Annotated in this window: 18 protein-coding genes; 8 read left to right on the top strand and 10 right to left on the bottom strand. The window is 72.7% G+C overall.

Annotation, left to right across the window (positions count from 1 at the left end; translation table 11 throughout):
* Positions 1-215: 215 nt before the first annotated feature.
* Positions 216-1628, top strand: a complete 1413-nt coding sequence (locus KUF83_RS42965; protein WP_217454444.1) for a winged helix-turn-helix domain-containing protein — start codon at positions 216-218, stop codon at positions 1626-1628.
* Positions 1625-3088, top strand: coding sequence for a HAMP domain-containing sensor histidine kinase (locus tag KUF83_RS11070; RefSeq protein WP_217454443.1), 1464 nt, complete (start codon positions 1625-1627; stop codon positions 3086-3088). The genes KUF83_RS42965 and KUF83_RS11070 overlap by 4 nt, the downstream gene beginning before the upstream one ends.
* Before the next feature lie 29 nt (positions 3089-3117).
* Here the strand turns inward: KUF83_RS11070 and nirD are convergent, their stop codons facing one another.
* From nirD to KUF83_RS11055, 3 genes are read right to left on the bottom strand one after another with little or no spacing between them, the layout of a single operon-like run.
* Positions 3118-3480 carry a nitrite reductase small subunit NirD gene (nirD, locus tag KUF83_RS11065; RefSeq protein WP_217454442.1) on the bottom strand — a complete coding sequence of 121 codons (363 nt, stop codon included), beginning with the start codon at positions 3478-3480 and terminating at the stop codon, positions 3118-3120.
* Positions 3477-6071 (bottom strand): nitrite reductase large subunit NirB, encoded by a 2595-nt coding sequence (gene nirB, locus KUF83_RS11060; RefSeq protein ID WP_217454441.1) that lies wholly within the window; start codon positions 6069-6071, stop codon positions 3477-3479. Before nirB ends, nirD begins: the two co-directional genes overlap by 4 nt.
* Positions 6072-7301 carry an NAD(P)/FAD-dependent oxidoreductase gene (locus tag KUF83_RS11055; RefSeq protein ID WP_217454440.1) on the bottom strand — a complete coding sequence of 410 codons (1230 nt, stop codon included), beginning with the start codon at positions 7299-7301 and terminating at the stop codon, positions 6072-6074.
* Positions 7302-7707: 406 nt separating this feature from the next.
* On the opposite strand from KUF83_RS11055, the gene KUF83_RS11050 reads away from it, so the two are divergent.
* Positions 7708-8490 carry a TSUP family transporter gene (locus KUF83_RS11050; protein WP_217454439.1) on the top strand — a complete coding sequence of 261 codons (783 nt, stop codon included), beginning with the start codon at positions 7708-7710 and terminating at the stop codon, positions 8488-8490.
* Between the two features lie 15 nt (positions 8491-8505).
* Here KUF83_RS11050 and KUF83_RS11045 read toward each other — a convergent pair whose 3' ends face one another.
* Together KUF83_RS11045 and KUF83_RS11040 are read right to left on the bottom strand one after the other, a co-directional pair.
* Positions 8506-9126: a class F sortase gene (locus KUF83_RS11045; protein ID WP_217454438.1), complete on the bottom strand. Its 621-nt coding sequence runs from the start codon at positions 9124-9126 to the stop codon at positions 8506-8508.
* A 286-nt stretch (positions 9127-9412) separates the two neighbouring features.
* Positions 9413-9937 carry a hypothetical protein gene (locus KUF83_RS11040; protein WP_217454437.1) on the bottom strand — a complete coding sequence of 175 codons (525 nt, stop codon included), beginning with the start codon at positions 9935-9937 and terminating at the stop codon, positions 9413-9415.
* 313 nt (positions 9938-10250) lie between these two features.
* Here KUF83_RS11040 and KUF83_RS11035 point away from each other — a divergent pair, with 313 nt between their 5' ends.
* A complete protein-coding gene (locus KUF83_RS11035) occupies positions 10251-10874 on the top strand; it encodes an NADPH-dependent FMN reductase (RefSeq protein WP_217454436.1) in 624 nt (207 codons plus the stop codon).
* A 29-nt stretch (positions 10875-10903) separates the two neighbouring features.
* Here the strand turns inward: KUF83_RS11035 and KUF83_RS11030 are convergent, their stop codons facing one another.
* From KUF83_RS11030 to KUF83_RS11020, 3 genes are all read right to left on the bottom strand, one after another.
* Positions 10904-11824 carry an aminoglycoside phosphotransferase family protein gene (locus tag KUF83_RS11030; protein ID WP_217454435.1) on the bottom strand — a complete coding sequence of 307 codons (921 nt, stop codon included), beginning with the start codon at positions 11822-11824 and terminating at the stop codon, positions 10904-10906.
* A gap of 13 nt (positions 11825-11837) precedes the next feature.
* Positions 11838-12266, bottom strand: coding sequence for a VOC family protein (locus KUF83_RS11025; protein WP_217454434.1), 429 nt, complete (start codon positions 12264-12266; stop codon positions 11838-11840).
* Positions 12267-12509: 243 nt separating this feature from the next.
* Complete coding sequence (locus KUF83_RS11020; RefSeq protein WP_217454433.1) at positions 12510-14153, bottom strand: M4 family metallopeptidase; 1644 nt, start codon at positions 14151-14153, stop codon at positions 12510-12512.
* Positions 14154-14348: 195 nt separating this feature from the next.
* Here KUF83_RS11020 and KUF83_RS11015 point away from each other — a divergent pair, with 195 nt between their 5' ends.
* Entirely contained in the window at positions 14349-14759 is a 411-nt protein-coding gene (locus tag KUF83_RS11015) for a gamma-glutamylcyclotransferase family protein (protein WP_217454432.1), read from the top strand.
* 150 nt (positions 14760-14909) lie between these two features.
* On the opposite strand, the gene KUF83_RS11010 is transcribed toward KUF83_RS11015, so the two are convergent.
* Both KUF83_RS11010 and KUF83_RS11005 read right to left on the bottom strand, forming a co-directional pair.
* A complete protein-coding gene (locus tag KUF83_RS11010; RefSeq protein WP_217454431.1) occupies positions 14910-17243 on the bottom strand; it encodes a molybdopterin oxidoreductase family protein in 2334 nt (777 codons plus the stop codon).
* 130 nt (positions 17244-17373) lie between these two features.
* A complete protein-coding gene (locus KUF83_RS11005) occupies positions 17374-18078 on the bottom strand; it encodes a vancomycin high temperature exclusion protein (protein ID WP_217454430.1) in 705 nt (234 codons plus the stop codon).
* Positions 18079-18289: 211 nt separating this feature from the next.
* On the opposite strand from KUF83_RS11005, the gene KUF83_RS11000 reads away from it, so the two are divergent.
* The 3 genes from KUF83_RS11000 to KUF83_RS10990 all read left to right on the top strand — a co-directional run bounded on the left by KUF83_RS11000 (position 18290) and on the right by KUF83_RS10990 (position 22168).
* Positions 18290-19189, top strand: coding sequence for a sirohydrochlorin chelatase (locus KUF83_RS11000; RefSeq protein ID WP_217454429.1), 900 nt, complete (start codon positions 18290-18292; stop codon positions 19187-19189).
* A gap of 269 nt (positions 19190-19458) precedes the next feature.
* Positions 19459-20787 (top strand): deoxyguanosinetriphosphate triphosphohydrolase, encoded by a 1329-nt coding sequence (locus KUF83_RS10995; RefSeq protein WP_217454428.1) that lies wholly within the window; start codon positions 19459-19461, stop codon positions 20785-20787.
* 115 nt (positions 20788-20902) lie between these two features.
* Positions 20903-22168, top strand: a complete 1266-nt coding sequence (locus tag KUF83_RS10990; protein ID WP_217454427.1) for an FAD-dependent oxidoreductase — start codon at positions 20903-20905, stop codon at positions 22166-22168.
* Positions 22169-22188 lie beyond the last annotated feature (20 nt).

Below are 22188 nucleotides of genomic sequence, written 5' to 3'. Positions count from 1 at the left end.
AGGCGAAGGTTAACGGAACACTAGAGCGGGACCAGGAACGGCCCATATTTCGTCCTGTCGGCTTGCTCCGGCGTCAACCGGACGTCCGTGGACGGTTTTTGAGCGACCCGTCACATTACCCGGGGTTAATGCGGTGTGCCATTGTGGGCTCTTGTAGCGTGACTCCTTCACGGCACGGAATTCGTGCTGTCCGGGTTCATGGGGAGACGGGACGTATGGGCGTACGAGTGCTGCTCATCGAGGACGACGACACGATCGCCGAACCTCTCGCCGAGGGGCTGGGCCACTTCGGGCTGACGGTCGACCGCGTCTCCACCGGGACCGACGGGCTGAGAGGGCCCTACGGCGATGCCGTCCTGCTCGACCTGGGTCTGCCCGACATGGACGGCATCGACGTCTGCCGTGGCATCCGGCAGGTCTCCGACGTGCCGATCATCATCCTCAGTGCACGCGGTGAGGAGACCGACCGGGTGCTGGGCCTGGAACTCGGCGCGGACGACTACTTGGCGAAACCTTTCAGCCTGCGTGAGCTGGTGGCCCGGTTGCGGGCGGTCACGCGGCGCACGCAACTGGGGCGGGGCGTGCGGCAGGGCCACCCCGAGGGGGACTTCGGGACTCCTCCGGCCGGGGTGCCCCTGGTGGGGGCGCCCGTCACGGGGACGCCTCCCCGGGGGACACCGTTCGTGCGCCCGCCGGGTGCGGGGGCGCAGGGGGCCGAACCGTACGGGTCCGGCGCCCCGGAGAGCGGACGGCCGTACACGCCGGAGGCTCCGGACGCCGGGCCGTCCGGTGCGCGCCCCTTCGCCCCGGGCACACGCGGCACGGAACCCTTTCCGGACGAGGTGCGCGGCAGAGAGGCGTTCACCAGCGGGTCGGACGGCGCGGAGCTGTTCTCCCGTGGGCCGAACGGCCCGGAGTCGTTCACCCGTGGGTCGGGCGGCGCGGAGTCGTTCTCCGGTGAGGCGCGTGGCGCAGAGTCGTTCTCCGGTGGGTCGGGCGGCGGGGAGACGTTCCCCGGTGGGTCGGGTGGCCGGGAGTCGTTCTCCCGTGCGTCCGGCGGCCGGGAACCGTTGCCGAGCGAGGCGCGCGGCTCGGAAGCGTCTCCGGGCGGGGCGCGTGGCGCGGAGCCGTCCCTGGGCGGGCCGCGTGGTGCGAAGCCGTTCTCCGGTGAGTCGTTCGGGGAAGAGCCGTTCGGCGGGGAGCCCTTCTCGGCCCGGCGGGAGGCACCACGGCACTTCGAACCCGTACCTCTGCCCGACGCGGATCCCGACCCGGACGCGGATGCCGAGAGGCCGCCCCCGGGGCCCCTCGTGGTCGACCGCCGGACCCGGCAGGTCTGGGTCGGCGAGACCTCCGTCGCGCTGACGCCGAAGGAGTTCGAACTGCTCGCGCTGCTCACCGAGGACCCCGGGGCGGTCTACTCGCGGCAGCAGATCCTCGACCGGGTCTGGGACCCGCACTACCAGGGCCCGACCAAGACGCTGGACGTCCATGTCGCCACGCTGCGAAGGAAGTTGGGGCACTCGGCGTGGATCCAGACCCTGCGCGGGGTCGGCTTCCGGCTGGCGGTCCACACCCAGCCGCCCGTCCCGTACCCGGCACCGGGTCAGCCGGCGGCGTACCGATGACCCGACGGCTGCTCCTCAGCTACCTCGTCCTCACCGCCCTTGTCCTGCTCTGCCTGGAGATTCCACTGGGGTTCGTGTACTCGCGGGGTGAACTGGAGCGGGTGATGAACACGGCGAAGGACGAGGCGGAGTCGGTCTCGGCGTTCGCCTCGCTGTCCATCGACGCCGGACGCGCGACGCAGGACCTGCCCGGCCGGGCGGCCCACTGCGCCGAGCGCATCGGCGGCAGGGTGCTGATCGTGGATCGCTCCGGCGACCTGCTGGCCACCTCGCACGAACTGTCCGACGCCGAGTCGGGCAACCCGGCCTCCTGGCCCGGCATCGCGGCCGCGCTCCGGGGCGACTCCACCGCGGACGTGCGCACGTCCACCATCGGCGGCGTGGAGTACATCGCGGTCGCGGCCCCGGTGACGCACGGCGCGGAGAGGTTGGGCGCCGTGCGGATCACGGTGCCCAGCCGGATGGTGGCGGAGCGCGTGCAGCACGTGTGGCTGCTGCTCATCCTCGGCGGGCTCGCGGTCCTCGCGGCCGTCGCCGTCATCGGCTTCGCCATCGCGCGCTGGACCGGCCGCCCCATCCGCGAACTGGAGCGAGCCACCCACAAGTTGGCGGACGGCGGCCCCGCCACTCCCGTGGCGATCACGAACGGACCGCCGGAGGTACGCAGCCTCGCCGCCACCTTCAACCGCACCGCCGCCCGCCTCGAACACCTCCTCGCCTCCCAGCGCGCCTTCGCGGGCGAGGCCTCGCACCAGCTCAAGACGCCCCTCGCCGCGCTGCGGCTGCGTCTGGAGAACCTGGAGTCCGACATCGCGCTGCACGCCCGGGGCAACCTCGACGCCGCGGTGACCGAGACCGACCGGCTGGCCAGAATGGTCGAAGGACTGCTGGCCATGGCGCGGCTCGACGAGAGCGCCGCCGTCCGCGAACAGGTGGACCTGGACCGGGTCTGCGCCGAACGGCACCGGGCCTGGGCGCCGATGTTCGAGCAGCACGGCGTACAGCTCGTGCTGCTCGGCGACTACGGCGGGCCCGTCCTGGCCGTGCCCGGCGCGGTGGAGCAGATCCTGGACAACCTGCTCTCCAACGCCCTGAAGGTGTCGCCGCCCCACTCCACCGTCTCCGTGGACCTGCGCCGGCCGTCGACCCACGAACGCCGCTTCCACCACCGTCCGGCAGGCCCCGCCCGCGTCGAACTGCATGTCACGGACGAGGGGCCGGGGATGACCGAGGAGCAGCGCCGCCGGGCCTTCGACCGTTTCTGGCGGGCCCCCGGCGCACCCAAGGGCGGTACGGGTCTGGGACTGGCCCTCGTCCAGCGCCTCACCCACGCGAGCGGCGGTGACATCAGCCTGCGTCCCGCCGTCCACGGCGGGCTCGACGCGGTGGTCCGGCTGCCCGCGGCGGGCGACCCCACCACTCCGGTGGCCAGACCGCTGGAGACCACCGCCTCACCCTGAGGACCGAGGAAGAGGAGGGTGCCGGGACCTCAGCTCGCCCGCACCTCGTACGTCGTCACCCTCACCGAGTCCTCGTCCAGGCACTGCCCCGACTCCAGGTCGAAGCGCTGCTTGAGAAGGGGCGAGGCGACGAACGGGCGCCCCTGGTGGGAGCCGGTCAGACCGCGGGAGAGGACGGCCGCGCCGGTGAACGGGTCACGGTTGTCGATCGCGTACATCCGGCCCGTACGGTCCAGGAAGAGCGCCACCTGGCGTCCGTCCGGGAGCAGGGCCGCGACGCCGCGGCCGGGGATCAGCACGGACAGGTCGCAGACCGTGAACCAGTCGTCGGCGGCCGGGCCGTCCAGCCGGAGCTGGATCTTGAGCGTCGTGGTCTCGGGGGCGAGCGTCATCGCTGGGCGCTTCCTTCCAGGGGTCGCGTGCCGATGGTCAGCAGCGGCAGGTCGGGCTTGATCTGGTCGCGCTCGGGGACGAAGCCGACGACCGGGTCCGGGGTGTCCGGGGCGTTCACGAAGGAGACGAAGCGGGACAGCTTCTCCGGGTCGTTGATGGTCTCGGCCCATTCGTCGCGGTAGCCCGCGACATGCGCGGTCATCAGGGACTCCAGCTCCTCGCAGATGCCGAGCGAGTCCTCGACCACCACGTCGCGCACGTGGTCCAGGCCGCCGTCGATCCGCTCCAGCCAGGTCGAGGTGCGCTCCAGACGGTCGGCCGTGCGGATGTAGAACATCAGGAAGCGGTCGATCAGGCGGATGAGTTCGGCGTCGGAGAGGTCCTGGGCGAGCAGGTCCGCGTGGCGCGGGGTGGCGCCTCCGTTGCCGCCGACGTACAGGTTCCAGCCGTTGGCGGTGGCGATGATGCCGAAGTCCTTCGACTGGGCCTCGGCGCACTCGCGGGCGCAGCCCGAGACCGCCGACTTGAGCTTGTGCGGGGACCTGAGACCCCGGTAGCGCAGCTCCAGGTCGATGGCCATGCGTACCGAGTCCTGGACGCCGTAGCGGCACCAGGTCTGCCCGACGCACGACTTGACGGTCCGCAGCGACTTTCCGTACGCGTGCCCGGACTCGAAACCGGCGTCCACCAACCGGGCCCAGATCAGCGGCAGTTGCTCGACGCGCGCGCCGAACAGGTCGATCCGCTGACCGCCCGTGATCTTCGTGTAGAGGCCGAAGTCCCGGGCCACCTCGCCGATCACGATGAGCTTCTCGGGAGTGATCTCGCCGCCGGGGATGCGCGGCACGATCGAGTACGAGCCGTTCTTCTGCAGGTTCGCGAGGAAGTGGTCGTTGGTGTCCTGGAGGGAGGCCTGCTCGCCGTCCAGGACATAGCCGTCCGCGCCGATGGTGGGCGCGAGCGAGGCGATGATGGAGCCGACCGTGGGCTTGCAGACCTCGCAGCCGTCACCGCCACGCGCGGTGTCACGGCCGTAGCGGTCCAGGAGCTGCTGGTACGAGGTGATGCGCAGGGCGAGGACGATCTCGTACAGCTCCTCGCGGGTCTGCGAGAAGCAGCCGCACAGGCCCTTGTCGACCTCGACGCCGCTCGCCTCCAGTTCGGAGGTGACCAACTGGCCGAGGACCTTGACGCAACTGCCGCAGCCCGTACCGGCCTTGGTGCACTTCTTCACCTCGGGCACCGTCGTACAGCGGTGCTCGGTGACGGCGCCGCGGACCGCGCCCTTGGTGACGTTGTGGCAGGAACAGATGATCGCCTCGTCCGGCAGTGCGGACGGGCCGAGCTGGACGGCCGCGCCCGCGCCGGCCGGAAGGACGAGCTGTTCCGGGGAGACCGGCGGTACCGAGCCGGTGAACGCCCGCAGCGTGCCGTACGCCTCGGCGTCGCCGACCAGGATGCCGCCGAGCAGCGTCCCGTCGCGGCCGATGACCAGCTTCTTGTACAGGCCCGCGCGGGAGTCGGAGTAGACGACGTCGAGGCAGTCCTCGGACGTGCCGTGCGCGTCACCGAACGAGGCCACGTCCACGCCGAGCAGCTTCAGCTTGGTGGAGAGGTCGGCGCCGGTGAACTCCGCCTCGTCCTCGGCGATGGTCGCGGCGACCGTCTCCGCCTGCTCGTAGCCGGGGGCGACCAGCCCGTACACCCGGCCGTCGGAGGCCAGCGCGCACTCGCCGATCGCGAAGACGTGCGGGTCGTTCACCGTGCGGCACTGCTCGTCGACCGTGATGCCGCCGCGCTCGCCGACCGTCAGGCCGCAGTCGCGGGCCAGCTGGTCGCGGGGGCGGACACCGGCGGAGAACACCACCAGCTCGGTGGCGAGTTCGGAGCCGTCGGACAGCTTCATGCCGGTGACCGCGCCGGCCTCGTCGACCAGGATCTCCTGCGTGCCCACACCCGTGTGGACGGACAGGCCCATGTCCGAGATGGTCCGCAGGAGCGCGGCGCCGCCGCCCTCGTCGACCTGGACCGGCATCAGGCGCGGTGCGAACTCCACGATGTGGGAGGTGAGCCCGAGGCCCTTGAGCGCGCCCGCGGCCTCCAGCCCGAGCAGACCGCCGCCGACCACCGCGCCCGTCGTCCTCGACCTGGCGTACTCCTCGATGGCGAGGAGGTCCTCGATCGTGCGGTAGACGAAGCAGCCCTCGGCGTCCTTGTTGGGCACGGGAGGAACGAAGGGGAACGATCCGGTGGCGAGGACCAGCGTGTCGTAGCCGAAGACCAGGCCGGAGCGGGCCGTCACCGTCCTCGCGGACCGGTCGACCGTCTCGGCGGGGTCGCCGATGTGCAGCTCGATCCCGTGGTCCTTGATGAACTCCATGTCCGTCATGGACAGTTCCTCGGGCGAGGTGCCCGAGAAGTACGAGGTCAGCTGCACGCGGTCGTAGGCGGGGCGTGGCTCCTCGCACAGCACGACCACGCGGTGCGTGGCGGTCAGGCCGCGTTCGGCGAGCGCTTCGAGGAAGCGCTGGCCGACCATGCCGTGGCCGACGAGCACGATCGTGGGGGTGGCCTCCAGGCTGGCGGACATTCAGGAGCCTCCATCGTTGGTGAGCAGGTGGAGCAGCGGTGCGCCGTCCGTGGGGAGCGGCTCTGCTCCCTCCCAGGCGCGGGCGAGCGCGCCGACGGTGCCGAGCTCCCCGACGAGGACCCCGCCGACCAGCCGGTCGTCGCGGACGACGACCTTGCGGTAGGTGCCGCGGGTCGCGTCGGTGAGCTGGATGACGTCGTCGCCGGGAAGCGGTGTGTGCTCCCCGAAGGCGGCGAGGTCCAGGGGGCTGCCCGAGGAGAGGGTCAGCCGGGTCAGGGCGCGGGTGCCGCTGTAACCGGCGGCACCTGAGGCGGGTGCGGTCCGGGCGAGCAGCCCGGCCAGGACCTCGGCCTGTTCGAGCGCGGGAGCGGCGAGGCCGTAGACCTGGCCGTCGTGCTGGGCGCAGTCGCCGATCGCCCGGATGTGCGGGTCGGAGGTGCGCAGTTCGTCGTCGACGATGACGCCCTTGTGCACGGCGAGGCCCGCGTCCTGGGCGAGGCCCACCCGCGGATGCACTCCGCAGGCCAGCACCACCAGGTCGGCGTCGAGGGCGTAGCCGTCGGCCATCTCGACCGAGCGGACCGCGCCGCCGGCGCAGCGCACGCCGCGCACCCGGCTCTCGATGTGCACCTCGACGCCGAGGTCCTTGAGGTGCCGGAGCACCAGCTTGGACGCCGACGGGTCGAGCTGACGTTCCATCAGCCGCTCGCCCTGCTGGGCGAGTACGACCTGCGCTCCGCGTTCGGCGAGCGCGCGGGCCGCCGAGACGCCCAGCAGGCCGCCGCCGATGACGACGGCCCGGGTGTCCTGCCGTACGGCTTCGGACAGGCCCAGGCAGTCGTCCATCGTGCGGAACGCGTGCACCCCGTCGGGCAGTTCGTGCCGGTCGGGCGCGAACAGGCCGCGCAGGGGCGGCAGGACCGGGTTCGAGCCGGTGGCCAGGACGAGCGTGTCGTATGCGATCACCGAACCGTCGGCGAAGTGCACCTCCCGCTCCGCGCGGTCGATGCGGACGGCCCGGCCACGGGTCAGCCGCTCGGGCGTCGGGAGCGCGATGACCTCGGGGGCGTAGCGCCCGGCCAGGACCTCCGCGAGCAGAACCCGGTTGTACGGGGTGTGCTCCTCGTCGCCGACGAGCACGGCGGGCACGCCGAGCTCTCCGAGCCTGCGGGCGAGACGTACGCCCGCGAGGCCGGCGCCGATCACCACCACACGCGTATTCGAGGTCATGTACGGCAGCGTGCGGTGCCGGTGTTACCCGGCCGCATCACGACTGTTTCCCGCGGGGAACGCTGCCCTCAGCGGAGCCCGGAGGGGGATGTGAGGGTTCTCGGCGGGCGGGGAGAGGGCCTGGTGAGGGCGGCCCGTACCCGGCCGGAACACGGTCCGGGGTGAGGTCGACCGAACCCCCGAAATCCGTGCGGGCACCATCGGTCTCGGGGCCGGAACGCGGAAACTCTGCGGTGCCGGGCCACCCGCGAGGCGGTCCGCGCCGCCACGGAACACCCGGACCCGGCCCCCGCGCACCCGCGTACACACAGGGAGCGAGCATGGACACCGCCCGGAAGCTCAGAAGACTCTCAAGCTTCCCAGGATTCATGGACGGCACATCTACCTCGTCCATAGAGTCGCGATCATGCCCGACATATCCCTGACCATGGTCGTCGTCCTGTGCCTCGCCGCGCTCGCGGCCGGATGGATCGACGCGGTCGTGGGCGGCGGCGGACTGCTCCTCCTGCCGATGCTGCTGCTCGGGCTGCCCAACTCGGGATCGGCGGCCCAGTACGCGCTCGGCACCAACAAGGCCGTGGCGATCGTCGGGACGACGGGCGCGGCGGTGACGTACGCGCGCAGGGCGCCCGTGGACGTCCGCACGGCGGTACGGATCGGTCTGGCGGCGCTCGCCGGGTCCACGGGCGGGGCGTTCGTCGCCGCCGGGATGAGCACCGACGTGCTGAAACCGGTGGTCATGGTCGTCCTGCTCGGCGTCGGCACCTTCGTGATCATGCGGCCCGCCTTCGGCACGGCCCCCTCGACCGAGCCCGTCACACCGCGCCGCGTCCTCGCCGCGATCGGGCTCGCGGGCCTCGGCATCGGCTTCTACGACGGGCTCGTCGGGCCCGGCACCGGTACGTTCCTGGTGCTCGCCCTGACCGCGCTGCTCCACCTCGACCTGGTGACCGCCTCCGCCACCGCGAAGATCGTCAACTGCTGCACCAACGCGGGAGCGCTCGCGATGTTCGCCTGGCAGGGCACGGTGTACTGGCAGCTGGCCGCCCTGATGGCCGTCTTCAACCTCGTCGGCGGAACGGTCGGAGCGCACACCGCGCTCAAGAAGGGCAGCGGGTTCGTACGGGGCGTGCTGCTGACGGTGGTGTTCGCGCTGGTGGCGAAGCTCGCGTACGACTTCTGGCTCTGACGGTCGCCGCCGTGTCTAGCGGCTGCCGGTGAGGTGCGCGAAGACGACCACGTTGCCCCGGTAGCCGGTGGCAGGGGAGTAGCCGCCCCCGCAGGTGATCACGCGCAGCTCCGGGCGCCGCGCGGCCCCGTAGACCTTCTCGTCGGGGAAGGCGCGGGCGTCGTACACCTCGACCGCGTCGACGGAGAAGAGGGCGACCCTGCCGTCCCGGCGCCGGACCTCGATGGTGCTGCCCTTCTCCAGGGCGCCGAGGCGGAAGAAGACGGCGGGGCCCTCGGTGTTGTCGACATGGCCGGCGACGATCGCGGTGCCCCTCGCGCCGGGTGCGGTACCGGCCTCGTACCAGCCGGCGAGGTTCTTCCTGGCGGCGGGCGGCACGTCGAGGCTGCCCCGCGGGGAGAGGCCCAGGCCCATCACGGGGGCGTCCACCCCGATGGAGGGGATGCGGATCCGCTCGGGCGGCGAGGACGGCAGCGCGGCGGCCGCGGGCCGGTCCACATGGGCGCCCGCGCGGGCCTGCGCGGGCGACGGCTGGGGCGGCGCCTGCGTCTGCGCGCCGCGGTGCAGCAGCAGGGCCCCGCACAGGAGGGCGACGAGGGTGACGGCGGCTATGGAGACGGTGCTGAACGGGCGCACGCCGGCCCTCCTCTCTCGGGTCGTTCGTTCACGGACTTCTCGGTGCTCCGGGTGTCCCGGGATGTTGCTCCGGGCGTTCTGGAGGTTCTGGAGGTTCTGCGGGTTATGGGGGGCTTGGTTCGCGCGGCGTTCCGGTGCTCGCGGAGCGCCCGGCTCCCGGGGCTCCCGCGGCTCCCGGACCGGCCGGATCGGCTCTGTGGGTCCCGCGTCCCCCTCCGGGCCGCGAGGGGCGTCGGGCCCGGAGAGGGAGGGGACGGCGGTACCGGTGGACAGCGGAGGGTGTCCGTCAGATCCCGTCGCCTCTCGCCCGGCGATGCAGGAGCCAGGTACCGCCCGCGGCGGCGACGGCCAGGGCCGCCACTCCCGCCGCGGTCTGCACGGGGTCGGGGCCGAGTGCGCCGCCGACCCCCGTCTTCACACTTCCTCGCGGGTGGACCTGCTGCCCGCGCTCCTCGGTGGACGTGAGGGTGACCACCAGGTCGCTCGTCATCCGCAAGCCGCTCGAACAGCGCGCGACGATCTCGTACGTGCCCGGCTGGGCGGACGGCGGCACGGTGAACTGCCCGACCGCGTCACCCTCGTGCGCGCTGGGAATCAGCGTGAAGGCACCCGCGCCGACGGCCCCGGCGTCACCCGACACCGCGTCGCTCGCCCCGCACGCCGCCGTGTTCACCGTGACCTCGGCGCCGGGCGCGACCGTGGCCGGGTACAACTCGATGGACCCCGCGCCGACGCCGTGAGCGGGCGCCGCACCGAGGCCCGCCGCGGCGACGGCGAGCGCGGTACCGGTCAGCAGACGGGCTGTGCGCATCGTGCTCGCTCCTCCGAGGGGGCACGGCCCGCGGCACCTCCGAGTGCCGCTGCGTCGGTCACGCCCCTGCCTTACCGAGGTAAGTGGCAGTCGAGGCGCCACGCCTCCTGATGGCATGTCAGAAACGATGTGAACGGGTGTCAGACGAGGGAGCCCCGTGTCGCAGCCCGCGGTGTTTCGGCTGGTCACCGGCGTGTCGTCGGCGCGTGGGCAAAAAGAACCCGAAGGGAGCGGACAGCGCGTGTGAACGGGTGACCGGCTCGCCGCGACGCGCGCTTGACCTCAACTTTGGTCGAGGTATGAGGCTGGACCCATGAACCCCACCACGGACGTATCCGTCGCCCCTCCCGTCCAGCACCCCGCGCCCCTCAAGGTCGCCGTCATCGTCGGCAGCAACCGGGAGGGCCGCTTCGGCCCCGTGGTCGCGGACTGGCTGCTGGGCCGCTTCCTCGACCGGGCCGACCTCTCGGTCGACGTCGTCGACACCGCCGACCTGCGCCTGCCGACGGCCCTGTCCTACTCCCCGTCCCCCGAGGTGGCCGCGGAGCTGGCGAAGGTAACCCCCAGGCTGGCCGAGGCGGACGCCTTCGTCGTCCTGACCCCCGAGTACAACCATTCCTTCCCCGCCTCGCTGAAGTCCCTCATCGACTGGCACTACGAGGAGTGGCGCGCCAAGCCCGTCGGCTTCGTCTCGTACGGCGGTGTCTCGGGCGGCCTGCGCGCCGTCGAGCAGCTCCGCCAGGTCTTCGCCGAGCTGCACGCCGTCACGGTCCGCGACACGGTGTCCTTCCACAACGCGGGCGCGTCCTTCGACGACCGGGGCCGCCACACGGACCCCGCGGCGCCGAACGCCGCCGCGAAGGTGATGCTGGACCAGCTGGCATGGTGGGGATCGGTCCTGAAGGAGGCCAAGGCGGTGCGCCCGTACGGGAGTTGATGGGGGCCGGGCGGCGGCTCGGCCCGGACTCAGGCTCCGGCCCCCTGGTCGGTGAGGACCTCGGCCACCGCCCGCCGTCCCACCGCCGCGAGTACGGGATTGGTGACCCGGTAGTGGTGATCCGCCACCAGACCGAAGTGCAGGGCCCAGCCCCGCCCGCGGGCCCAGGTCGCGTCGTCGACCTCGGCCGCCTCACGGAACAGGGGCCGGGTCCCGGCGGTGAACACGGCCCAGCCGGCGAGCACGTCGGCCGCGGGGTCGCCGGTACCGAGGCCCCCGAAGTCGATGACCGCGCTGAGCCGGCCCTCCTTGGCCAGCAGATTGCCCGGCAGGAGGTCGCCGTGCAGCCAGACGGGGTCGCCGGCCCACTGCGGAAGCCGCAGGGCGTCCTCCCAGACGGCGGCCACGGTGTCCCCGTCCACCGTGCCGTCCGCGCTCAGGTCGCGGATCGCCGCGCGCATCTCGTCGTCGTCGGTGAGCGGACCGCCGCGCCACGACGGGGGCCCGCCGGCCGCGTCGGCCTTCCGCAGTGCCGCGACGAAACGGCCCAGCGCGACCGCCGCGTCCGCGAGAGCGGCCCGGCCGCCGAGGGGCGCGTCGTGGACGGTGTCGCCGTCCAGCCAGCGGAACACGCCCCACGGCAGCGCGTACCCCTGTCCGGGTGCCCCCTTCGCGAGCGGCACGGGCACGGCGAGCGGGAGGTGTGGAGCGAGCCGTGGCAGCCACCGCTGTTCCTTGTCCACCTCCCGCGCCCCGCGGGGCAGCCGCGGCAGCCGTACGACCATGTCGTCGCCGAGCCGGTACATGGCGTTCTCCGTCCCGGCGGACACCACCTGCTTCACCGGCAGCCCGGCCCACTCGGGGAACTGCTCCGCGACCAGCCGCCCGACGAGCGCCTCGTCGATGTCGAGTTCGTCGGGATGCATCTTCGGGTTCGGGCCGGACGGCATGGTTCTCCAGTGGTCAGGGGCGGGCGTAGGGACGGGTCATGATCTCCATGTTGTGGCCGTCCGGGTCGTCGAAGTAGGCGCCCCGGCCGCCGAACAGGTCGTTGGTCCGCCCTGGTTGGGTGTGACTCGGGTCCGCGTAGTACGTGACCCCGACCGCCTCCAGGCGGGCCACCATGGCGTCGAACCGGGCCTCGGGCACGAGGAACGCGTAGTGCTGGGGCTGGACCGGCCCGTCCCTGAACTCGTAGAAGTCGAGGGTGACGCCGTTGCCGAGGTCGATGGGCAGGAAGGGGCCGAAGGGAGCGCCCACCTTCAGCTCCAGGATCGCGGCGAGGAACTCCGCCGACAGGAGCCGGTCCGTCGCGTAGACGGCGATGTGGTTCAACTGGACCGTGGTCGTGGGAGGTTCGGCGGGGTTCGGGTGCTGCTGGTCGTACGGCATGGGTGATCTGTCTCCGGGTCTGCGGGGCCTGCTGGGGCAAGGCGCCACGGACGGGCGCCTGTCACACAACACGGAGAAGGGGGCGGGCCTCTCGCCCGCCTCGGCCTCACGCCGAGGCCGGGCGACCCGTTCGTGTATGGCCCAAGGCCGACCCGGCAGTCACCTGACGGACTTTAGTGGCCGACACGGGCAGGGGCAACGCGGTTTCCGGCAGCGTGCCCCCGCCCTCGCCGTCGGGCGGCCTCAGTTCACGGACACCGCGGACCAGGCCGCGCCCACCGCCGCGTACTCGATGCTTTCGGCCCCGTACAGGTCCTTCGCCGCGCTCAGCGTGGCCGTGCGCGCGCCCGCGTACTTCGTCGACGAGGTCATGTGGACCGTCAGCGCCCGGTACCAGATCGCGCCCAGCTTGGCCCTGCCGATGCCCGTCACCTTCGTCCCGTCGCAGGTCGTGCCGTTGTGGGCGACGCCGCCGATGGTCTTTGGCCCGCTGCCCTCGGCGAGGAGGTACGCGAAGTGGTTGGCGACGCCCGAGGAGTAGTGGACGTCGAGGTCGCCGACCTTGGAGGTCCAGCAGTCCGCGGAGCTGCCGTCCTTGGAGGGCCGGTCCATGTAGCGCAGGGCGGAGCGGCCGAAGCCGGACTTCACGATCTTCTCGCCGATCAGCCAGTCGCCGGGATCGGCGGGGTTCTTCGCGTAGAACTCCACCAGGGCGCCGAAGATGTCGGAGGTCGCCTCGTTCAGGCCGCCGGGCTCGCCGGAGTACGTCAGGGCCGCCGTCTTCGAGGTCACGCCGTGGGACATCTCGTGGCCGGTCACGTCCAGGGACACCAGCGGTCCGAACGTCGTCCCGTCACCGTCGCCGTACGTCATGCAGAAGCAGCCGTCGTCCCAGAAGGCGTTGTTGTAGGCGCTGCCGTAGTGCACGCGGTTGAACGAGCCCTTGCCGTCGCCCGCGATACCGCTGCGACCGTGGACGTTCTTGTAGTAGTCCCAGGTGGTGTCGGTGCCGTACTGCGCGTCGACCGCCGCCGAGGCACGGTCGGAAGCGGCCCCGGTTCCCCAGTGGTTGTCGGCGTCCGTGAGGACGGGCGCGGCGGCACGCTTGTAACAGAGCACCAGGATGCAGGAGTCGGTCTTGTTCCCGGTGTCGCCCGTGTAGGTGTTTCCCCTGGTGGGGTCGGACAGTTGGTACGTCGAACCGGACCGGGTCGTCCGCAGCGGGACCTTGCCGCCGTAGAGGGACCGTCCGTCGCCGGTCGCCGTCTCGAGGCTGTCCCAGGCGTCGATCTCGGCGCCGGTGACGGCGTCCGTGAGGACGACCCGGGCCATCGGGTTGCCCAGCGAGTCCTTGCCGGCGGCCTCGGTGCGCCAGGCCAGCCGGGGCTTTCCGTGCAGTGCGTCGACGACCAGCCGGGGCTTGGCGGATATCCCGCGGAGCGTCTCACCGACGTTCGCGAGACGCAGGGCCGCGGCGGCGAGATCGGCGGCCTTCGGGGCGGGCACCGACGGTTCGACGCTCGTGAGGGAGAGCGGACGCGTGGTGGCCCGGTCGGCACCGCGGTAGTCACCGCCGGAGGTCAGGTGGACCACGAAGTCGCCGCCCAGGACCGGGAGCTGACGGTACGTCCGGTCGTACCGCACGTGCTTCGTGCCGTCCGCGTCGACGATCACGTCGCGGGCCTTCGTCCCCTGCGCGGAGGTGAGGCCCAGGCGCGCGGCCTGGTCGGCGATCACCGCCGCCGCTTCGCCCAGTACGGTGTCCCGGACCGGCTCGTCGGCCGCTCCCGCGCCGGGGGACAGTGCGCCCGCCAACAAGGTGGTGGCCGCCGCGGATATGCCGACGGTGGCGAGGCGTGAGCCTCGGATGTGCCGTGTCCGACTCATCGAACTCCTTGCGAAGGCACGCGAAACGCGTGGTGGGGGGAGTGTGGGGGGTGGGGGGACGCGGATGTCCGCTCAGTTCTAGGCGGCCGGACGGTGTCATGTCCATAGCTGATCACCGGGGGGCGTGTGAGGGGTGAGAATCGTTTCTGCAAAGGATTGGGAACGCCCCGCGAACCTCCGGGAGGAGACCGTCGGATGAGCCGGCTGCCCTTCTTCGTCTACGGGACCCTGCTTCCCGGCGAGGAGAACCACGACGTCTTCCTGCGGGGCCGCACGCTCTCCGAGGCCCCGGCACGGCTCACGGGTGCGGTGCTGTACGAGGGGCCCGGCTACCCGTACGCGGTCGAGGAGCCCGCCGGTGTGGTGTGCGGGGAACTCGTCACCGCCGAGCCCCGTCTGTACGCCCAACTCCTGGGCGCCCTCGACCGGTTGGAGGAGTACGCGCCGGGCGACCCCGCCAACCTCTACGAGCGCGTGGCCAGAGAGGTGACCCGCGCGGACGGGACGCGGGCGTGGGCCTGGGTGTACGTGGCGGCGCCCGCTGTGGCGGCGGGGCTGCGGGCGGGCGGCAAGCTCATCGAGGGGGGCGACTGGCGGGCCAGGTGAGGGCGCCGCGAAGGGACGCGGGGCGGTGAGAGGCCGCGAGAGGGGGTGCGGGCGCTGCCGGCAGGGCGTGGGGCCGTGGGGCGTGCGGTCAGCCAACTACGGCCCGCAGCGTCCGGTCAGGCCACGACGGCCCGCCGCGTCCGCCCCACCTCATCCCGTCCGCTCGGGCGCGGCCGGCTCGGCCCGCTCGTCCTGCTCCACCCGCTCCAGCCGCACCGCGCAGGCCTTGAACTCCGGCATCCGCGAGGTGGGGTCGAGGGCCGGATTGGTCAGCGTGTTGGCGCGCCCCGCGCCCGGCCAGTGGAACGGCATGAACACGGTGTCGGGCCGGATCGAGGTGGTGATCCGCGCGGGCGCGACCGCCCGCCCCCGCCGGGACACGACAGCCAGCGGCTCCCCCTCCACCGCCCCCAGCCGCTCGGCCAGCCGGGGATGCAGCTCCACGAAGGGGCCGGGCGCGGCGGCGTTCAGCTCGTCGACGCGGCGGGTCTGGGCACCCGACTGGTACTGGGAGACCACCCGCCCCGTGGTGAGCAGCACCGGGTACTCGTCGTCGGGTTCCTCCGCCAGCGGCCGATGGCTCACGGCGACGAAACGGGCGCGGCCGTCAGGGGTCGCGAAGCGGTCGAGGAAGAGACGCGGCGTACCGGGGTGCGCACCCGCGGGAGCGGCCCCGGAACCGGTGGGCCCCGTGTCGGTCCCGGCGGGTCCCGCACCGGCCACCACGTCGGCCACGCCGTCCGTCCCGGTGGCCGACCGGCCGCCGGAAGCAGCGCCGCCCGCCGGGCGGCCGGTCGCGACAGCGCCCGGCGTGCCCCCCTCGCCCGCTTCTCCCGCTCGCTCCGCTTCCTGCGCGGCGGAGCCGTCCGGCTCCAGCGGGCACGGCCAGAACACCCCGTTCTCCTCCGCGAGGCGGCGATACGTGATGCCCGAGTAGTCGGCGGGCCCGCCCGCGCTGGCCCGGCGCAGCTCCTCGAAGACCTCTTCCGGATCCGTGGGGAAGCCCTTCTCCACGCCCAGGCGCGCCGCCAGTTCGTGCATCACGTGCAGATCGCTGCGGATGCCGTCCGGAGGCGTGATCGCCTGCCTGCGCAGCAGCACACGGCCCTCCAGGTTGGTCGTCGTGCCCGTCTCCTCGGCCCACTGGGTGACGGGGAGGACGACGTCCGCGAGCTCCGCCGTCTCGGACAGCACCACGTCGGCGACGGCCAGGAAGTCGAGCGAACGCAGACGCTCCTCGATGTGGGCGGCCCGGGGCGCGGACACCACCGGGTTCGAGGCCATCAGCAGCAGCGCGCGGATGTCCGTGCCCATGGCGTCGAGCAGCTCGTACGCGCTGCGGCCGGGCCTCGGCAGCGAATCGGGGTCGACGCCCCAGACCTCGGCGACGTGACGCCGGGCTGCGGGATCGTCGAGCTTGCGGTATCCGGGCAACTGGTCGGCCTTCTGGCCGTGTTCCCGCCCGCCCTGCCCGTTGCCCTGTCCGGTGAGACAGCCGTACCCCGAGAAGGGCCGCCCCGCACGCCCGGTCGCCAGACAGAGGTTGATCCACGCCCCGACGGTGTCCGTGCCCTTGGACTGCTGCTCGGGGCCGCGCGCGGTGAGCACCATCGCCGACTCCGGCTCGCAGAACAGCCGCACGGTCTCCCGGAGTTGGGGAACGGACACCCCCGTGATCCGTTCCACGTACTCCGGCCAGTGCGCCATCGCCGCGGCCCGCGCCTCCTCCCAGCCGCTCGTCCGCTCCTGGATGTACGCCTCGTCCGTACGCCCTTCCGCCACCACCAGGTGCAACAGCCCGAGGGCCAGGGCGAGATCGGTGCCGGGGCGCGGCGCCAGGTGCAGGTCCGCCTGCTCGGCCGTGCGCGTGCGGCGCGGGTCGACGACGATCAGCTTTCCGCCGTTCTCCCGGAGTTCGGTGAGATAGCGGAGGGCGGGCGGCATGGTCTCGACGAGGTTGGAGCCGACGAGGATCACGCAGCCCGTCCTCGGGATGTCCTCCAGGGGGAAGGGCAGACCGCGGTCCAGGCCGAAGGCCTTGATGCCGCCCGCCGCCGCGGACGACATGCAGAAGCGACCGTTGTAGTCGATCTGTGAGGTGCCGAGCGCGACCCGGGCGAATTTGCCGAGCGTGTACGCCTTCTCGTTGGTCAGCCCGCCCCCGCCGAAGACCCCGCACGCGTCCGGGCCATGCTCCGTACGCGTGCGGGACAGCCCTTCGGCGATCCGGTCGAGCGCCTCGTCCCAGCCCGCCGGCTCCAGCACGCCCGCCCTGCGGACCAGGGGCGAGGTCAGCCGCACCGCGGGCGAGAGCAGCGCGGGCGCGGTCCGGCCCTTGCCGCACAGGGCGCCCCGGTTCACCGGGAAGTCCGCGCGTTCCGTCACCTCGACCACACTGCCGCCGCCGTCCGGCACCGGCGTCAGGTTCATGCCGCACTGCAGTGCGCAGTACGGGCAGTGGGTGGGCGTCACGGAGGTCTGCATACCGTTCAGCGTGCGTCGGACGTGTTACGCGGTGGAACGCACCCCGTTACGCGGCAGGCACGGGGACCTCCCCGCGCACCCCGGACGGCCGTGAGGGCGGCCCCGCGCACCCTCGGGGCGGGGCCGTCGTCTACCGGCCGGCCGCCAGCGCCCGCTCCACGCCCGGTTCCCGGGGGCCGAGGAAGACCGGGTCCGGCTCGAACACGGCGTCCAGGAGCGCCTTCCCCGCCGCGACCACCTCGCGCGCCCCGCCGTAGTACCAGGTCGCGTCGTGCACGGCGTCCACCCCGACCCCGTACGACTCGACGCCCGCCTCCTGGCACAGGGCGACCGCGCGCCGGATGTGGAAGCCCTGGCTGATCAGTACCGCCTCGTCCACGCCGAAGATCTTCTTGGCCCGCACGCAGGAGTCCCAGGTGTCGAAACCGGCGTAGTCGCTGACGATCCGCCCGTCGGGCACGCCCCGCTTCGTGAGGTAGGTGCGCATGGCGTCCGGCTCGTCGTAGTCCTCGCGGCTGTTGTCGCCGGTGACCAGGACCACCTGGATACGGCCGGACCGGTACAGCCCGGCCGCCGCGTCCAGCCGGTGCGCCAGATACGGGGACGGCTCGCCCTGCCACAGTCCGGCCCCGAAGACGACCGCGACCTCGGTGCGCGGCACGTCCGCCGCCGTCCGCAGCCGGTCGTCCGCGACCGTGAACATCCAGGTCGACGGAAGCAGCGCGAGCACACAGCCTGCCATCACGGCCTGCACGGCCCGGCGCTGTCCGGTACGCGTGCGCGGCAGGCGCGGTCTCGGCAGCTTCGGCGGTTTCGGCAGTTTCGGACGACGCATGGGACGGTCCCTCCGGGGGTGGCCTTGACCCTCAAGGACGCCGGGCACGGTGGTCCGGTTCACCCCGCACCACGTGACCAGCTTCACTCGAAGTGACGTAATCCCAGGTCACGACACCTCACAGACCCCCTGTGCCCCACCGTGAACCCCCGGAAAACACCCGTCATTCCCGCGCAACGGGGTGGCAACCTCCGACCGGCACCATCGGTGCATGACGGCGTCGAACCCTCTTCGCGACGAGCCCAGGACCCGCCCCGGCGGCCAGCCGCTCCATGGCGGTCACCTCGACAGTACGGCGCAACTCATGAACCGGATCAGCAGTCAGCTCGGCAGTCGGCTCGCCCTCGTGTCCCTCGACGGCACCCGGCGCCCCGCCCCGCCCGCGCTCGTCCTCGTGGGCCACGGCAGCCGTGACCCGCGCGCCCTGAGCACCATCCGGACCCTCATGGACCGGGTCCGCGAGCTGCGCCCCGGTCTGCCCGTGCACCTCGGGCACATCGAACTGAACGAGCCCCTGCTGTCCGACACGCTCGCGGACCTCGGCACCGGCGACGCGGTCCTCGTACCGCTGCTGCTGAGCCGCGGCTACCACGTCAAGCAGGACATCCCCGAGGCGGCGGCCGCCTCGTCGGCGCGCACCCGGACCGCCGGCCCGCTCGGCCCGCACCCGCTGCTCGTGGAGACGCTCCACGAGCGCCTCGCGGAAGCCGGCTGGCGGGCTCCCCTGGACGACGCGGAGCGCCGGGCGAGCGGGGTCGTGCTCGCCGCCGCAGGCTCCCGCGACCCCGACGCGGCCGTCGACACCCGCCGCACCGCGGCGCTTCTCGCCGAGCGGCTCGGCGTCCCCGTCGTACCCGCGTACGCCTCCGCCGCCGCGCCCACCGTCCCCGACGCCGTACGCGCCCTCGCCGCCCGCGGCCGCCACCGCGTCGCCGTCGCCTCGTACTTCACCGCTCCCGGCCGCTTCTCCACCGAGTGCGCGGCGGCCGCCCCCTGGATCGCCGCGGCCCCGCTCGGCGCCCACCCGGCGATGGCCCGCCTGGTTCTGCACCGCTACGACCAGGCATGCGCAAGGTCACTGAGCACGGAACCCGTACTGGCCTCGGCGTAGACGCTCCGCTGGGGCCCTGTGTTCGACTGCGGGTCCGTCGTGGCTGGTCGCGCAGTCCCCCGCGTCCCTTCGGGGCGCGGCCGAAGCGCGTCGGACTTCACCGGGCCCGCTGGGACCCGCCCGACGGCAGCGCCGGCGCTTTCAGGGGCGCGGGGAACTGCGCGACCAGCCACAGCGCACCCGCACGCGCGTCACAACCGCACCCGGCGGACGTGTAGGCGCGCCATCACTCACGCCCAATTGTCTGCCGCTCCGCTTACTGTCAAGACATGGAAGGCACCAGCACAGACACCACCCCTCAGGCACACGAGCACCACGTCCCACTCCCCGGCTACGACCCCGCGTCGGTGGACCGCTGGGCCGCGGAGCCCGACAAACGCCCGGGGCGTACCGCCTTCCAGCGCGACCGTGCCCGCGTGCTGCACTCCTCGGCCCTGCGCCGCCTCGCCGGCAAGACGCAGGTCGTCACACCCGGCACCCGCAGCCAGGTCTGGGACGCCAGCCCCCGCACCCGCCTGACCCACTCCCTGGAGTGCGCCCAGGTCGGCCGTGAGCTGGGGGCCGCCCTCGGCTGCGACCCCGACCTCGTCGAGGCGGCCTGTCTCTCCCACGACCTCGGCCACCCGCCCTTCGGGCACAACGGAGAGCAGGCACTGAACGAGTTCGCCGAGGACTGCGGCGGCTTCGAGGGCAACGCCCAGTCGCTCAGACTGCTGACCCGCATCGAGCCCAAGCGCTTCGTGCGGAGCCGGGAGAGCGGCGACCTCGTCAGCGTCGGCCTGAACCTCACCCGTGCCACCCTCGACGCCGCCACCAAGTACCCCTGGCCGCGCGGCGCCCACCCGACCGACCCCGGGTCCCCGAAGTTCGGGGTCTACGAGGACGACCTCCCCGTCTTCGAATGGGTCCGCAAGGGCGCCCCCGGCACCCGCACCACCTTCGAGGCCCAGGTCATGGACTGGGCCGACGACGTGGCGTACTCGGTGCACGACGTCGAGGACGGCCTCCACGCGGGCCACATCGACCCCAACTGCCTGCACGCGGAGCCCGAGCGGCAGGAGATCTTCCAGGTCGCCGTCGGGCGGTACGTCCCCGTGGACACCGACCCCGCCGAGCTGGCCGAGGCACTCGACCGGCTCCTCGCCCAGGAGTGGTGGCCGCACGGCTATGACGGCTCGGCCGTCGCCCAGGCCCGACTGAAGGACGCCACGAGCCAGCTCATCGGCCGGTTCTGCCTCGCCGCGGAGAGCGCCACCCGCGCGACGTACGGCAGGGGACGGCTCACGCGCTACGAGGCCGAGCTGGTCGTCCCGCGCGCGGCGCGCCTGGAGTGCGCGGTGCTCAAGGCCGTCGCCGACCGGTACGTCATGCAGCGCGCCGAGCAGGAGCGGCTCCGCGCGGACCAGCGGATCGTCGTCGCCGAGCTGGCCGAGGCGCTCACCGCGCGGGCGCCGGACGGTCTCGACCCGCAGTTTCGAGCCTTGTTCGACCGGGCGACGGGCGACCGCGCCCGCAAGCGGGTGATCGTCGACCAGATCAGTTCACTGACGGACGCCGCCGCGCGATCACTGCACGCGAGGTTCAGGGGGCAGGTGTGACGCCGGGACCCCACAAGCGTGACCCTGCGTGGCCTGATCGGGCCACTCCCTCTTCCCCCATCACGCTGCGTGCGGGACGCTCGCATGTGGCGACATCCGTACGAGGAGGCATCAAGTGGTCGACGCAGATCAGACATTCGTCATCGTCGGAGGAGGCCTGTCCGGCGCCAAGGCGGCCGAGACGCTCCGGGCGGAGGGCTTCACCGGCCGCGTGATACTGATCTGCGACGAGCGCGACCACCCCTACGAACGCCCTCCGCTGTCCAAGGGCTACCTGCTCGGCAAGGAGGAGCGCGACAGCGTCTTCGTCCACGAGCCCGCCTGGTACGCGCGCAACGACGTCGAGCTGCACCTCGGCCAGACCGTCGACGCGATCGACCGCACCGCGAAGACCGTCCGCTTCGGCGACGACGGCACGCTCGTCCACTACGACAAGCTGCTGCTCGTCACCGGCGCCGAACCGCGCCGCCTGGACATCCCGGGCACCGACCTCGCCGGAGTCCACCACCTGCGGCGCCTCGCCCACGCGGAGCGCCTCAAGCACGTCCTGGCCGCCCTCGGCCGGGACAACGGCCATCTGGTCATCGCCGGCGCCGGCTGGATCGGGCTGGAGATCGCCGCGGCCGCCCGCGAGTACGGCGCCGAGGTCACCGTCGTCGAGCCCGAGGCGACCCCGCTGCACTCGGTCCTCGGCCCCGAGCTCGGCGAGCTCTTCGCCGAACTGCACCGCGAGCACGGCGTCCGCTTCCACTTCGGCGCCCGGCTCACCGAGATCACCGGCCAGGACGGCATGGTCCTGGCGGCCCGCACCGACGACGGCGAGGAGCACCCGGCGCACGACGTCCTCGCCGCGATCGGCGCCGCACCGCGCACCGCGCTCGCCGAGGCGGCGGGCCTGGAGATCGCCGACCGTGCGCACGGCGGCGGTATCGCGGTCGACGAGCAGCTGCGCACCTCCGACCCGGACATCTACGCCGCCGGTGACGTGGCCGCCTTCCCGCACACCCTGTTCGGCACCCGGCTGCGCGTCGAGCACTGGGCGAACGCCCTCAACGGCGGCCCGGCGGCGGCCCGGGCGATGCTGGGCCGCGAAACGACGTACGACAGGGTGCCCTATTTCTTCTCCGACCAGTACGACGTGGGGCTCGAGTACTCGGGCTGGGCGCCCCCGGGGACGTACGACCAAGTGGTGATCCGGGGAGACGCGGCCAAGCGTGAGTTCATCGCCTTCTGGGTGAAGGAGGGCCGCGTGCTGGCCGGGATGAACGTGAATGTGTGGGACGTCACAGAACCGATCCAACAGCTGATCCGGTCGGGGGCACAGGTGGACACGGAGGCACTCGCGGACCCGCACGTCGCGCTCGACAGTCTGGTCCCGTGACCGACGGCGGCACTCGACTG

This window comes from Streptomyces sp. BV286, assembly GCF_019090165.1.
Classification (GTDB): domain Bacteria; phylum Actinomycetota; class Actinomycetes; order Streptomycetales; family Streptomycetaceae; genus Streptomyces.
Note: the sequence above shows the minus strand (reverse complement) of the source record. Positions and strands in the feature narration are given on the sequence as shown.